The sequence below is a fragment of the Mesorhizobium sp. M0833 genome (genome assembly GCF_040319905.1).
In the GTDB taxonomy this organism is placed as follows: Bacteria; Pseudomonadota; Alphaproteobacteria; order Rhizobiales; family Rhizobiaceae; genus Mesorhizobium.
The window spans coordinates 32,777-46,975 of sequence record NZ_JAMYOQ010000006.1 but is presented as its reverse complement, the minus strand read 5'-3'; the positions used below and the strand labels follow the sequence as shown (position 1 = coordinate 46,975).

Here is a 14,199-nt window from a genome sequence, read left to right as displayed (position 1 = left end):
TGGTTCTCTCCCCCTGTTGCCGTGAACGCCGCCACTGCACCGAAGATAGTGCAGCGAAGCTCAGCGGTCCATTCGGACGAGTCAGCCGACGAGAAACAGCCGTTCGGCGATGTAGAGCACGAGCCCGGCAAGGCCACCGATGATCATGCCGTTGAAGCGGATATATTGCAGGTCCTTGCCGATGTTCATTTCTATAAGCCTTGTCAGTTGCGCGAGGTCCCAGCGCTTGACCTGGTCGGCAATGAACTTCGACACGCCGCTTTTCTGGCTTTCGACGAAGGAGGCCAGCGCCACGATGAAGCCCTGGTTCATGTCGGCCCTGATCTGCGCGTCGTCGGCAAGATGGCGGCCGACCTCGACGAACATGGTGGCGAGATGGTCGCGGATCATCGAATTCGGCGCCTTGGCGTCCTGTTCGATGAACAGCCGCAGGCTGTCCCACATATCGCCGGCCAACGCGCTGAGCTCTGGCCGGGCAAGGAAATCGCGCTTCAGCTTTTCGGCGCGCCTGGCATATTGTTTGGATGTCCTCAACCGCTCGACGAAGGTTTCGACGAAAAGGTCGAATTCGGCTCGCATCGGGTGGTGCGGATCGGCCCGCACCTCATCGAGCAGCGAGCCGGCCGACGCAACGATCTTCTTCAACAGATAGGCGTCGGCGCGAAACAGGTTGAACAGCGACGGCAGTTCCTCGCGGATCTTCTCGCGCATCGTCGCCAGCGCCTGCTCGTCGCTCAGGAAGCGGCCGACCACCTTGGTGAACTCGTCGAATAATTTCTGGTGGCGGCGATCGTCGGTCAGCGCCGACAGCAGCTCGGCGGCAAGCGGCGCCAGCGGTACCTTCTCGATCTGCTCCAGCATGCGGCTGGTGACGAATCCGCGCAGCCCGGATTGCTCGACCGCTGCCAGCGTCTGCGGCACCAGCCGGCCAACGAAACGCGACAAATCGGCGGCGCGGTTCGGGTCGGCCAGCCAGTCCGCGACCAGCGCCGAAAAGTCCACCTCGGCGAGCTTTTCGCGCACCGGTTCCGGCGCCAGGAAATTGACCTCGATGAAGCGGCCGAGATTGTCGGCGATGCGGTTCTGGTTTTCCGGGATGATGGCCGTATGCGGGATTGGCAGGCCAAGCGGCCGCCGAAACAGCGCCACCACCGCATACCAGTCGGCCAGCCCGCCGATCGTCGCCGCCTCGGCGAAAGCGGCGACGAAGCCCAGCCACGCATGCCGGCTCTCGAGCGATTTCGCCACCGCAAAGACCAGCACGCAAAACGCAAGTGCTGCGGCGGCAACGAACTTGGTGCGCCTGAGCGCCGAAAGCCTGGCATCGGCATCGAACCGGGCGGACGCGACAGATGCAAATGCCGGGGCTGGTCGAGACATGATGGGCCGCTCCTGATCGTGTATGCGAACTTATCTAGTGCCGCCTGCCCCGGAAAGCGCGCCGCTGGTTTCAGCGCGCGCAATCGTGCACGCAAACTTGAGGCCGGAATTCATCTATTATGCAGCGCCAGTCTGGAATTGTTCCAAACTATAGGCCATATTGACGCCAACCATTGCTATGTGAGGACACGATGCGGCTTACCCGTCAGACAAACTACGCCATGCGCATTCTGATGTATTGCGCCGCCAACACCGAACGGTTGAGCCGCATCCCCGAGATCGCCGCCGCCTATTCGGTATCGGAACTTTTCCTGTTCAAGATCCTGCAGCCGCTGGTCGAGCACGGGCTGATCGAAACGGTGCGCGGCAGGAATGGCGGCGTCAGGCTCGGCCGTGCGGCCGACTCAATCAGCCTGTTCGATGTCGTGCGGGTGACGGAGGAAAGCTTTGCCATGGCCGAGTGCTTCGAGAACGACGCCGCCGAATGCCCGCTGGTCGACAGCTGCGCCTTGAATTCGGCATTGCGCGAAGCGCTCAACGCCTTCTTCGCCGTGCTGTCGCGCTACACGATCGCCGATCTGGTGGCGGCGCGCCCGAATGTGCGGCACCTGCTCGGCATCGACATGCTGGTGCAAAGGGCGCCGGCCGCTTGAGTTCTCTGATTGCCTAAGCCGCCGATTGCGGCAGTACGAACGGCATGTTTGCCGCCGGCAACACGCCGACCTTCAGCCGGCAATCGAAGACCTTTTCGATCAGCTCGTCGCTGAGCACCTGTTGCGGCGAACCTGTAGCGGCGAGCCTGCCTCGATGCATGACGAAAATCCGGTCGGCATACATCGCCGTCAAATTGAGGTCGTGCAGGATGGCGACCACGCCGCCGCCGCGCCTGGCGAAATCACGCGCGATGTGCATGATGATCAGCTGGTGTTTGATGTCGAGGCTGGACACCGGCTCGTCGAGGAACAAATAGCGCGGCTTGCCGTCGAGCACCGGCGCCCATACCTGGCACAGGACGCGGGCAAGCTGCACGCGCTGCTGCTCGCCGCCGGACAGCTCCTGGTAGAAGCGGCCGGCAAAACCGTCGAGGTCGACGCGAGCCAGCGCCCGTTCGGGCAGGCGCTGGTCCTCGCCGGGCAACGCGCCGGAGCGCCCGCCGACCAGGCCTAGCCTGACGATCTCACGCACGGTGAACGGGAAGGACAGCGTCGTCGCCTGTGGCAGCACCGCGCGCACCGTCGCCGCCTCGACCGGCTTCATCGCGGATAGATTGCGGCCGTTGATGGCGACCTCTCCCGAATAAGCAAGATCGCCGGACAGTGCTCTGAGAAAGGTCGTCTTGCCCGAACCATTAGGGCCGACGATGGCCGCGACCTCGCCGGGCCGAGCCGCGAAATCGATATGGGCGACAATGCGCTTGCCGCCGATCGCCACCGAGACATCCCGCGCTTCGATCATAAAAACCCTCTTAGAGACTGTTTCGAAATTCGCTCTGGCGAGTCATATGTGGTGGTTTCGAGAACCGGAGCGGAGCGGACATTTGGGTCCGTGAGCACCGGAAGCGCAGAAAAACGCCATCAGATGGCCGCCAGAGTAGAGTTTCCAAACGGTCTCTCACAGGTCTATGACGCCGCGCTTACGCAGCAGTATCCACAGGAAGAACGGTGCGCCGGCGACCGCGGTGACGATGCCGATCGGCAATTCGGCCGGGGCGACGATGGTGCGGGCGACGGCGTCGGCCAAAAGCAGCAGCGCCGCACCAAGCAGTGCCGATGCAGGCAGCAGATAGCGGTTGTCCGGGCCAATCAGCAAACGCAGCAAATGCGGTACGACGATACCGACGAAGCCGATGCCGCCGCTGACCGCGACGGAGGCGCCGACCGCTGCCGAGACGCCGATGATGGCGGTGTATTTCAGCCGCTGCACCGGGATGCCGAGATGGCCGGCGGTGGCCTCGCCAAGCGCCAGCGCGTTGAGGCCGCGCGCCAGGAACGGCATTGCCGCCAGCGCCAGCACGATGACCGGCCCGACCGAGCCGATCTTCTGCCAGGTTGCGCCGCCCAGCGAACCGAGCTGCCAGAAGGTCAGGTCGCGCAATTGCCGGTCGTCGGCCATGAAGATCAGGATGCCGGTCAGCGCCATGGCAAGCGCCGCCAGCGCGATGCCGGCGAGCAGCATGGTGGCGACCGAGGTCCGGCCTTGTCGTGTCGCGACCCGATAGAGCAGCAATGTCGTCGCCAGCCCGCCGCAGAACGCAGCCAGCGGCAAAGCCGTCGTGCCGAGCGCTGAAGTCAGCGGCGCCAGCATGGTCGAACCAAGCACGATGACGGCGACCGCACCGAGGCTCGATCCAGCCGAAACGCCGATCAGGCCGGGGTCGGCCAGCGGATTGCGGAACAACCCCTGCATGACGGCACCGGAGACGGCAAGCGATGCGCCGATCAGCACGCCCAGAATGATGCGCGGCAGACGGATGTCATGGACGATCAGGCGGTCGCGGGCGCTCAACGCCGCGTCGCCGGGCAACGCGCCGAACAGCCAGTTGTGCATGACGCCGATGGCCGAGGCATCGGACGCGCCGGAGGTCAGCGACAACAGCACGGCGATAACCAGCCCGACGCAGAGCAGCACGATGACGAGGCGGGCACGCCGCGAACGGTCACCTGCCGTCGCCATAATGCCCGTCGCACCGGCGATCGAATGATCGGCCATCGCGCTCAATCCGCGACCTGGCTGCCATAGAGCGAGACGGCGAGATCATGGATGGCGTCGGCCGTGCGTGGACCGAAGCCGAGCAGGTAGCCGCCGTCCATGCGGATCAGCGTGCGGGCTGCACCCGCCGGCGTCGAAGCCACGGCAGGGTTCGAAAACAATTCGTCATCCGCGGTGGCCCGCCCGGCATTGTTCATCATCAGGATCACGTCGGGCCTGGCGGTGATGACTGCTTCGTCCGACAATTGCTTGTAGCCGGCAAAGCCATCGATGGCGTTGATGCCGCCCGACAGCTTGATGATTCCGTCGGCGGCGGTGTCGCTGCCGGCGGCAAGCAGCCTGCCGCCCTGGATCGACAGCACGAACAGGATGCGCCTGCGCTCCTTGATCGAGGCGGTCTGCTTTTCAGCTGCCTTCAGCTTGGCGTCTGTCTGGGCCGCCAGCGCATCGGCCTTGGCCTCGGTGCCGAGCGCCTTGCCGACGATATGGATCTTTTCGAGAATGCCTTGATTATCATAGCGCTCGGGCACCTCGATGAACGGGATGCTTGATTTCTTCAAGACGTCGACGGCTTCCTTCGGTCCGCTGCCGTGCAGGGCCAATATGCCCGACGGATTGACCGACAGCACACCCTCCGGCGACAGCTGGCGCATGTATCCGATGTCAGGCAGCTTGAGCGCCGCCTCGGGGTAACGGCTGGTCGAATCGCGGGCGACCAGCCGATCCTGCTCGCCGAGCGCAAAGACGATCTCCGTGATCGAGCCGCCGATGGCGGCTATCTTCGACGGGTCCGCAAAGACCTCCGTGCCTTCAGTGGCGTGGGCCGGCAGCAATGCGGCAAAGGCCAGGAAAAGGGCGATCGCCGGCCCGAGCGCCATTCTGAAAACACGCGCCCGTTTGAGCAAAGACACCATAGTCGTTGTCCTCAGGCTGCGGTCGGGCTTGGAATGCGCGGCAGGTTTTCGGCCAGAAAGCGCCAGTCTTCGCGCTCGCTTTCGCCTTCGTGCCGCTTACCGAAGAACTGGATGATCATCTTGCCGTCGGCGCCATAGACTTCGAGCGACGTGACATGGCCGTCCTTGGTCGGCTTGCGCACGGCCCAGACCTCATCGATGTGGTCGGTCCGCAGGTGCAGATGGAAGGTCTCGTCGAGCACGTTGAGCCATGGTCCCATCGGCTTGATCGAGGCGACGGGGCCGGAATGGATCTGGATGCAGCCGCGATTGCCGACAAAGCACATGATCGGAATGGCGCCGGCAGCGGCGTGGTTGAACATGGCGTTCACTGCATCCTTGTCGACCAGCCAGGCGTAGTCCTGGCCGACCATGCGCACCGCCTGTCGGCGGTTGATCTTCAGTGTCTTCAGCATGCCGAAGAACTGGTGCACGTCGGTCAACTGGCTCCAGCGGTTGCGCAGATCGTCGACGCTCGCCGAATTGTCCGCAGTCTCGGTCTCGTCAGCCGTGCCCGCTGAAATCGCCATCGTCGGCTCCTGGTTCGGCGATTCCAGCCCGGCCACCAGTTTCTGATAGGCGTAGAGGTTGGAGGCTGGCCTGAGATGCACCTTATGTACCGCCTCGCCTGCGGTGTCGAAGAACTGCAGGCTGCGGCGGATGTCGGCGCCATCGCGCTTTTCCACGGCAAAGCCGTGCGCCCAGACTTTTGGGAAAATGCGCAGGTCGATGTTTTCGCCGAGCACCATGGCATTGTGATTGCCGGTGACGACCTTGTCGTAGACGCCAATCTTCTCGTGCACCGCGCTTTCGTTGCGGGTCAGCGCCATCACCTCACCGACAGCTTCGAGGCCAGTCAAGAGGTCGTTGACACGCGGCTCGACGCGCACGACCCCGTCGCCGCAATGCGCGGCGACCAGTTCGGCCTCCGAAATCCTCAGCTGGGCGGCGAGCTCACGCTCGCGCATCTTCGGATTGTCTGCCCGTGCCCGCCGGATCTCGTGCGGGGCGGGTTTTACGCGCTGGTCCATTTCTACCACCTACTTGTTGAGGATGAGCTTGCCCTGCCGGGTGATCTTCAGCCGATACAGCGCACCGTGATGCTCGATGCCGATCTCGTGCTCACCCTGGAACAGCGTGTTGCTGGACAGCGTTCTCACGGCCGATTGGACCCGCTCGAAACGGATGGAATTTTCGTCGGAACGGCGGACGCGATAGCGAAAGTCGCTGGGATTGTGCGTGTTCATTGGTTCGATCCCTTTCCTGTGCCGGGCATCTGGCTCGGCGCCTGCGTGAAATGCCGATTCAATTCTTGACTCGAATGGTCATGTTATCTAGCAGTGCAATACCGGAGTAAATGAGTCAACATTTAAGACGCCGGACGCGATGAAAAATGCCAGCGAGCCCCAAGCCAGCCAGCATCGAACATGGATTCTTGGAGTTGCAGCATGGGGTTGGCGAATTGGGGACGGCCGGCGGGCAGCGGCCTGGCACACTGGTCGACGGCAAGAAAAATGGGGTCTACGGCAAGCAAAATGGCCGCGTTGCTGGCCGGCGCGGCGGCGATCCCGCTGCTCGCCACGCCGGCCGGCGCCCAGCAGGCCGCCCAACCGGCAACCGGCCAGCAACGGACTGACCCGTCACAACAGCCCGAACAGGCAAAGCCGGCTCCGACGGGTACCACGCTGCTCGACAAGATCCTGATCCTCAGCCGCACCGGCGAGACGGCGATCGAATCGCTTGCTTCAGCCAGCCATGTCGACGAGGAACAGCTCGAGCGCCGCATGGCGACGACGCCCAACGAAATGCTGTTCGGTGTGCCGGGTGTCGCCGTCCAGGCCGACGCAAGGCGTGTCAGCTCCAGCATCAACATCCGCGGCCTGCAGGATTTCGGCCGCGTCTCCGTCATCGTCGACGGCGCCCGTCAGAATTTCCAGCGCTCGGATCATGGCACGCAATCGACCTTCTACATCGATCCCGAATTAATCAAATCCGTCGACGTGATCCGCGGCCCGGTCGCCAACACCTATGGCTCCGGGGCGATCGGCGGCGTCGTCTTTTTCGACACCAAGGATGCGCAGGATTTCCTCAAGTCCGACGAGACCTGGGCAGCAGCAGCGACCGGGCGCTACGAAACCAACGGCGAAGGCTGGACCACCAGTGCCAGCGGTGCCTATCGGATCAACGAGAATTGGGACGTGCTCGGCAACATCGTCTACCGCGATTATGACGACTACAGGCATGGCGGCGGCGACACTGTAGCGGGCACCGGCTTCGATGTCTTGAGCGGGCTGCTCAAGACGACCATCCGCCCCAGCGACAACAGCGAGCTGAAGCTCGGTTGGATCGGCTCGAACGACGGATGGACCGAAACCAGCGGCAGTGCGCCGGTGAACGACGCCGACCTGAAGGCGAATACCTTCACGGCCCGCTACAACATCACCGACGAAGACAGGAGCTGGCTCGATCTCCACATCAACGCGTCTTACAACAAGACCAAGCTCGATCTGACGACCCTTGTCGCGCAAAACCGGTTTGATCCGGTCACCGGTCTTCCGATCGTCCTGCCAGCGGGTTCGATGTCGACATTCGATATCGGAACTTCCGGCATCGACATCTGGAACACGTCGAGATTCGAGACCGTTGGAATCGCGCATGAGCTGTCCTATGGCGGCGACTGGGTCGGCGACGATGTCGAGACAGGCGGCGCGGCGGGCGGCGACAGTTTCTACACGCCCTCGGGCGATAGAAACGTCTCCGGCGCTTACGTTCAGGACCAGCTCACCTGGCACTGGCTCGAGGTCATCGCCGGGCTGCGTTACGACAGCTACAAGCTCGACAGCGATGTCGGCGAAACCTCTGGCAACCGGCTATCGCCACGCATCACAGTGGGCGTTTCGCCCTTCGAAACCGCCGGCCTTTCCGGGCTGCAATTCTACGGCACCTATGCGGAAGGCTACCGTTCTCCGTCGCTGTCGGAGACGCTGATCAGCGGCAATCATCCGTCAGGCGTCAGCTTCCCGTTTCTCCCCAATCCGAATTTGAAGCCCGAAATCGGCAAGACGGTGGAGTTTGGCGTCAATTACAGCACCAATGGCGTCATCGAGGCTGATGACGCGCTGCGGCTGAAGGCGGCCTATTTCAACAACAACGTCGATGACTACATCGACGGCGTGACGTTGTCGCCGTTCGACCCGACCAGCGGCTGCCCATTCGGTCCGGGCATCCCGATCTGCTTCCAGTACCAGAATTTCGCCAAGGCCAGGATCCACGGCTTCGAGATGGAGGGCGTCTATGACGCCGCCTGGGGCTTTGCCGGGCTGTCGGCGTCGGTCACCGACGGCCACACCATCTCCTATGAAGGCGAACGGGCGGACCTTGTCACCGTCCCCTCCTCCCAGGTCACCGGGCAACTCGGCTTTCGCTTCCTCGAGGACAGGCTGACAATCGGCAGCGAGGTGCAATACAACGGCAAGCCGCAGGGCAACGCGGTGGCCAAGGACTATACGCTGGTCAATGCCTTCGCCAGCTACCAGGCGACCGACAATTTCAAGGTCGATTTTCGCGCCGACAATCTGTTCGGCGTCAAATACGCCAACCCGCTGAACGCATCGACGACGAGCGTCGTCTACGAGCCCGGCGTCACCCTGAAGCTGGCGGCGACCATGAGGTTTGGAGGCTGACGACAATGACAGGCATGACGGCATCCCTTCGTCTGTTCGCTGCGGTGCTGGCAATATCGCTTGCGGCGGCTCCGGCATGGACACAGCAGCCAGCGCCGGCGCTGAACCTAGAACTGAACGGCGCGCAACCATCCGACAAGGGCTGCCGCCTGACCTTCGTGGTCACCAACAATCTCGGTGCCGATCTGTCCAAGGCGGCATTCGAGATCGCGCTGTTCAACGAAGTCGGTGTCGTCGATCGGCTGACCGTGCTCGATTTCAAGGAGCTGCCGGCAGGCAAGACCAAGGTGACGCGTTTCGACCTTGCCGGCACCGATTGCAGCAAGCTCAGACGCGTGTTGATCAACAGCGCCACGGAATGCGCCGGCGCCGAGCCGAATGCCTGCATGCGCGGGCTGAAGACGCAGACCAGGACCGGCATCGCCTTCGGGGTCTGAATTTTGGGACTGGAACCCGCCTTCGCACGAAACGCCGTGGCCTGGCCGCTAGCCGGTTTCCTGCCGCCGGAGCCGGACGATCCGGATTTCGCCATCCCGCGCGAGCCGCTGCGTGTTTCGCTGCGCGACAGACCGGAAGACGGTTACATCGTCGATGCCGACGGCGACCTGCCTACGGTGCCTGTGGAGCCAATGCGGCAGGCACGACAGAAGCAGCGGCGCCGCAACTGGACGGTGGCGATCGCCTGCTCTTGCGCATTCCACGTAGCCGTGGCGCTGGCTTTTCTCACGCTGCCGGACGACCGGCCAAGGATCGAAGGTGCCGACCAGCAAGGCGACATGCTGCTCGGCGCCGACCCGCAGCAGGCAGCCGGCGATGTCGGAGACGACCCGGAAGTGGCCAACGTAACGATGGTGACCATGCTCGACGCCAAGCCCGTCGAAACGGTCGAGGCACAGGCGACTGCGGCGGAGGAGACGCTTCAGCCGGTCACTGGCGCGGCCGAAGCTTCCGGAACAGAAGTGGTCGAGCCGGTCAGCGAGGCCGCCACGGAAGCTGCTGCGCCTGCCGATCGCACCGAGCCCGCACCTGCCCAACCCGTCCACCCTGCCCGCCAGGGCCCATCGCCCGACATTCTTGCGACCGACAGGCTGGTGCCTGCCGACGACAATGCCGTGCCGCCGCCAGTCAGCGCGGTCGAAACGGCCGAGCCTGCCGAGACGAGTGCTCCGGCACCAGCCGACCCGGCGCTGGCCGAAACGGTTCAGACGACCGAGACAGTCGGCGCGGCGGAAGAACCGAAGCCGGACAGGCCGGAGCCCAAGCAGCCGAAAAAGGCAACCGTGCAGAAAAAGCCGGCCGGGAAAGCCGAACCAAACGAGCCCGAAAAGCCGGCCTTGGGCAAGAAGGCGAGCAAGGGACTTGCCAAAGCCGATTCCAAGAAGAAAAAGACCGGTTCCGGCGGCCGCGACGAAACGGATGTCGTGCACGGCGCGGCCGACGGCAAGAAGGGCGGCAAGATCCTGACCGCCAGCAGGGGCGGCAAATCAGGCATCGGCAATGCGGCCGTCACCAACTATCCCGGCAAGATCCGGTCAAAGCTGGTGCGGGCGTTCAATTCGACACGCACGCGCGCCACCGGCACGGCCACCGTCGCCTTTACCGTCGCATCGAATGGCAGCGTCCGGTCGGCCAGGCTGACGGGCAGTTCGGGTGTTGCCGCGCTGGACAAGGCCGCACTCGACGCAGTCCGCCGGGCTTCTCCGTTTCCTCCCATTCCGGAAGGAGCCGGTCGCTCGGCTTGGCAGTTCGAGGTGCCGCTCGGTATCAGGTAACTATCGCTCTCAGCCACCAAAGCCGGCGCCGCCGCTGCCCGCGATACGCGAGCCCTGGCGAAACCCTCAGGCCGCGGCCAGCAGGCTGGCATTGCCGCCCGCCGCCGTGGTGTCGACGCAGACGGCGCGCTCGTGCGCATAGGCGGCCGGATAATAGACTTCGCTGACCAGCGGCACGATCGGGCCGGCGCGCTCGGCGATGACCTTGCGCACGATGCGCGCGGCCTCGGGCGTGCCGGAAAAGGCCACGACATCGACCCGCAGCGAGCGCGCTTCGACCGGGTCCGGCCGGCCGTCGATCGCCGCCAGCGGCAGGCCCTTGCCGGTCAGCGCCGATAGCGCCGCCGGCGCGCCGGGCGCGACGGCGAGCACCGCATTGCCGGCGGCCAGCGCCTGGATGGTCTGAGCAAGCAGCGTATCCGCGTCGGGACCGAGGCACAGCACGCGCCCGCGCGGCGACAGCGACAGCGTGTTGGCCTCGCCGGTCGGCCCGGGCAGGTCGACCTGGCCGAAATCGATGGCGGCTGCAGCGCCGATGGCCGCGGCGCCCTTGCCGCGCAGATGTTTCCTCAGGATGGCGACGCGATCCGGCCGCGTCGACCAGCCGCCAAGCGCCGGGTCCGGCAGATTGTCGGCGAGCTCGGTCGCCGTCACCTTGCGGCCTTCGGCAAGATGGGTGCCGGCCTCAGGCCCCTTGCGGAAGCGCCGGAGATAATGCGGGCCGCCAGCCTTCGGCCCGGTGCCGGAAAGCCCCTCGCCGCCAAACGGCTGCGCGCCGACGACGGCGCCGATCTGGTTGCGGTTGACGTAGATGTTGCCGGCATTGATACCATCGACGAAATGCTGCGCGCGGCCTTCGATGCGGGTGTGCAGGCCGAAGGTCAGGCCATAGCCTTTGCGGTTGATCGCGGCGATCACCGCATCGATCTCGTCGGCATCGAAGGTGGCGACATGCAGCACCGGCCCGAACACCTCGCGCTCCAGCTCCTCGATGCCCTTGACCCGAAAGACGTGCGGCGCAACGAAGCGGCCATCCTTCGGTGCTTCGAGTTTGGCGATCAGCCGGCCCTGCAGGCCCATTTTGGTGCAGTAGTCGCGGATCGACGCTTGCGCCTCGTCGTCGATGACCGGGCCGACATCAGTCGATATCCGCCAAGGGTCGCCGAGGCTGAGTGCTTCCATCGCGCCTTTCAGCATCTCCAGCATCTTCTTCTCGACGTCCTTCTGCACGTAGAGAATGCGCAATGCCGAGCAGCGCTGGCCGGCACTCTGGAAGGCGGAGGCCAGGATATCGCGCACCGCCTGTTCGGGCAGCGCCGTGGAATCGACAATCATGGCGTTCAGGCCGCCGGTCTCGGCAATCAGCATGGCATCGGGCGCAGCGGTCTCGGCGAGTTGCTTTTCGATCAGCTTGGCGACCTCGGTCGAGCCGGTGAAGCAGACGCCGGCAATGCGCGGGTCAGCGGTCAGCGGGCCGCCGACCGAGGGGCCGTCGCCGGGCAGAAGCTGGATGACGTCTTCCGGCACGCCGGCCTCGCGCAGCAGCTGGACGGCGCGAAAAGCGATCAGCGGCGTCTGTTCGGCAGGCTTGGCGATGACGGAATTACCGGTGACGAGTGCTGCCGCGATCTGCCCGGTGAAGATGGCGAGCGGAAAATTCCACGGCGAGATGCAGGCGATGGCGCCGCGCGCCTCGGTTCCCGCCTCGGCATTTGCGGCCTCGGCCGCATAGTAGCGCAGGAAATCGACCGCTTCACGCACCTCGGCAACGCCGTCGGCGAGCGACTTGCCGGCCTCGCGGGCGGCGAGTGCAAAGAACTCGACCGCGTTCGCTTCGTAGAGATCGGCCGCCCGGTTGAGGATGGCGGCGCGCTCGGCAACCGGGCGTTTTGCCCACGCCGGTTGTGCCTCGACGGCGATGCGCACCGCGGTCTCGACCTGCTTGGCGGCGGCCTCGCTGACCGTGCCGACCACTTCCGAAGGTTTTGCCGGATTGACGACCGGACGCTGCTTGCCGTAGCCGGCAGCGCGGCTGACCGGCTTGGCGTGCCAGCGCTCCGGCCCGGCGAACTCGGCCCTCGCCTTGTCGATCGCAGCCAGCGTCAGCGTGTCGGTGATATCGAAACCCTTGGAGTTGCGCCGGCCGGGACCGAAGATCGCCGACGGCGGCACGATCGCCGGATTGGCGGCGGGACCTTGCTTCTCCACCGTATCGAGCGGGTCGCGGGCAATGTCCTCGGGCTCGACCTCCTCGTCGGTGAGCTGGTGGACAAAGGAGGAATTGGCGCCGTTCTCCAGCAGCCGGCGGACTAGATAGGCAAGCAGGTCGGAATGGGCGCCGACCGGCGCATAGATGCGGCAGCGCGTGCCTTCGGCTTTGCGCACCGTCTCGTGCAGAGCTTCGCCCATGCCGTGCAGCCGCTGGAATTCGAATGTATCGCGGTCCGTCGTCATCGACAGGATGGCGGCGACGGTGTGGGCGTTGTGGGTGGCGAATTGCGGATAGATGCGATCGGTCATCGCCAACAGCTTCTTCGCGCAAGCCAGGTAGGAGACGTCGGTGTTGGCCTTGCGGGTAAAGACCGGATAGCCGTCGAGCCCGAGCGTCTGCGCCCGCTTGATCTCGGTGTCCCAATAGGCGCCCTTGACCAGCCGCACCATGATGCTGCGGTCATATTTCCTCGCCAGTTCGTAGAGCCAGTCGATAACGAACGCGGCGCGTGGGCCATAGGCCTGCACGACGACGCCAAAACCGTTCCAGCCGGCAAGCTCCGGCTCGGCCAGCACCCGCTCGATGACGTCCAGCGACAAATCGAGGCGGTCGGCTTCCTCGGCGTCGATGTTGAGGCCCATGCGCGAATGGCGCGCTGCGAGCGCCAGCGACAGCAGCCGCTCGGCCATGACCGGCAGCATCTTTTCCTTCTGCGTCACTTCATAGCGCGGATGCAGCGCCGACAGTTTGACCGAGATGCCGTGGTTCTGGCGGATGTCGGGGCCGTTGGCGCCGGCATCGAGCGACGAGATGGCGTCGGCATAGGCCTTGAGATAGCGCAAGGCATCGGCCTCGGTGCGGGCCGCCTCGCCCAGCATGTCGAAGGAATAGAGATAGCCCTTCTGCGTCATCGGCCGGCCGCGCCTGACCGCCTCGGCAATGGTGCGGCCGAGCACGAACTGCTCGCCCATTTCGCGCATGGCAGCCGCCACCGCCTTGCGGATGACCGGCTCGCCCAACCGGCGCACCATGGCGCGCAGCGTGCCTTCGATGCCGCCCTCGCCTTCGTCGAGCACCCGGCCTGTCAGCATCAGCGCCCAGGTCGACGCATTGATGAAGATCGAGCTCGAGCCGCCCGCATGCGCCGACCAGTCGTGCGGCGCGATCTTGTCGGCGATAAGGTCGTCCATCGTCTCGGTGTCGGGCACCCGCAACAGCGCTTCGGCCAGGCACATCAACGCCACGCCCTCCTTGGTCGAGAGGCCGTAGGCGGACAGGAAGACTTCCATCAGCCGCGGATCGGACGAGCCGCGCACTGCCCGCACCAGATCGGCAGCGCGGGCCGAGATCGCCTTTCGGTCTTTCCCTGAAAGCCCCGTCGCCTCGGCCAGCCGCTTCACAGCCTCGTCTTCGTCAGGCAGGTAATTGGCACGGATCTGCTGGCGGATGGCATCGAGCGCTGGCATGACGGTCCTGTAGAGCGAGCATCA

11 protein-coding genes are annotated in these 14,199 nt (G+C 64.7%); 4 read left to right on the top strand and 7 right to left on the bottom strand.

Annotated features, from left to right (window positions below; genetic code table 11):
• Nucleotides 1-81 precede the first annotated feature (81 nt).
• Nucleotides 82-1,380 (bottom strand): DUF445 domain-containing protein, encoded by a 1,299-nt coding sequence (locus tag NKH98_RS09015; RefSeq protein WP_352897776.1) that lies wholly within the window; start codon nt 1,378-1,380, stop codon nt 82-84.
• A gap of 191 nt (nt 1,381-1,571) precedes the next feature.
• On the opposite strand from NKH98_RS09015, the gene rirA reads away from it, so the two are divergent.
• Nucleotides 1,572-2,033 (top strand): iron-responsive transcriptional regulator RirA, encoded by a 462-nt coding sequence (gene rirA, locus NKH98_RS09010; protein ID WP_352897774.1) that lies wholly within the window; start codon nt 1,572-1,574, stop codon nt 2,031-2,033.
• A 13-nt stretch (nt 2,034-2,046) separates the two neighbouring features.
• Here rirA and NKH98_RS09005 read toward each other — a convergent pair whose 3' ends face one another.
• The 5 genes from NKH98_RS09005 to hemP all read right to left on the bottom strand — a co-directional run bounded on the left by NKH98_RS09005 (nt 2,047) and on the right by hemP (nt 6,289).
• Nucleotides 2,047-2,835 (bottom strand): heme ABC transporter ATP-binding protein, encoded by a 789-nt coding sequence (locus NKH98_RS09005; protein WP_352897772.1) that lies wholly within the window; start codon nt 2,833-2,835, stop codon nt 2,047-2,049.
• 156 nt (nt 2,836-2,991) lie between these two features.
• Nucleotides 2,992-4,089, bottom strand: coding sequence for a FecCD family ABC transporter permease (locus tag NKH98_RS09000; RefSeq protein ID WP_352897770.1), 1,098 nt, complete (start codon nt 4,087-4,089; stop codon nt 2,992-2,994).
• Between the two features lie 5 nt (nt 4,090-4,094).
• Nucleotides 4,095-5,003 (bottom strand): heme/hemin ABC transporter substrate-binding protein, encoded by a 909-nt coding sequence (locus NKH98_RS08995; RefSeq protein WP_352897768.1) that lies wholly within the window; start codon nt 5,001-5,003, stop codon nt 4,095-4,097.
• An 11-nt stretch (nt 5,004-5,014) separates the two neighbouring features.
• The gene (locus tag NKH98_RS08990; RefSeq protein WP_352897766.1) at nt 5,015-6,073 is read right to left on the bottom strand and encodes a hemin-degrading factor; all 1,059 of its coding nucleotides are present in this window, start codon (nt 6,071-6,073) and stop codon (nt 5,015-5,017) included.
• A gap of 9 nt (nt 6,074-6,082) precedes the next feature.
• The gene (gene hemP / locus NKH98_RS08985) at nt 6,083-6,289 is read right to left on the bottom strand and encodes a hemin uptake protein HemP (RefSeq protein WP_254818229.1); all 207 of its coding nucleotides are present in this window, start codon (nt 6,287-6,289) and stop codon (nt 6,083-6,085) included.
• 288 nt (nt 6,290-6,577) lie between these two features.
• Between hemP and NKH98_RS08980 the strand changes: the two genes are divergently transcribed.
• The 3 genes from NKH98_RS08980 to NKH98_RS08970 are packed head-to-tail and all read left to right on the top strand — an operon-like array spanning nt 6,578 to nt 10,497.
• The gene (locus NKH98_RS08980; RefSeq protein ID WP_352897764.1) at nt 6,578-8,725 is read left to right on the top strand and encodes a TonB-dependent hemoglobin/transferrin/lactoferrin family receptor; all 2,148 of its coding nucleotides are present in this window, start codon (nt 6,578-6,580) and stop codon (nt 8,723-8,725) included.
• A gap of 5 nt (nt 8,726-8,730) precedes the next feature.
• On the top strand, nt 8,731-9,162 hold the full coding sequence (locus NKH98_RS08975) for a hypothetical protein (protein WP_352897762.1): 432 nt from the start codon (nt 8,731-8,733) through the stop codon (nt 9,160-9,162).
• 36 nt (nt 9,163-9,198) lie between these two features.
• Complete coding sequence (locus NKH98_RS08970; protein WP_352897760.1) at nt 9,199-10,497, top strand: energy transducer TonB family protein; 1,299 nt, start codon at nt 9,199-9,201, stop codon at nt 10,495-10,497.
• 66 nt (nt 10,498-10,563) lie between these two features.
• On the opposite strand, the gene putA is transcribed toward NKH98_RS08970, so the two are convergent.
• Nucleotides 10,564-14,175, bottom strand: a complete 3,612-nt coding sequence (gene putA, locus NKH98_RS08965) for a bifunctional proline dehydrogenase/L-glutamate gamma-semialdehyde dehydrogenase PutA (protein WP_352897758.1) — start codon at nt 14,173-14,175, stop codon at nt 10,564-10,566.
• Nucleotides 14,176-14,199 lie beyond the last annotated feature (24 nt).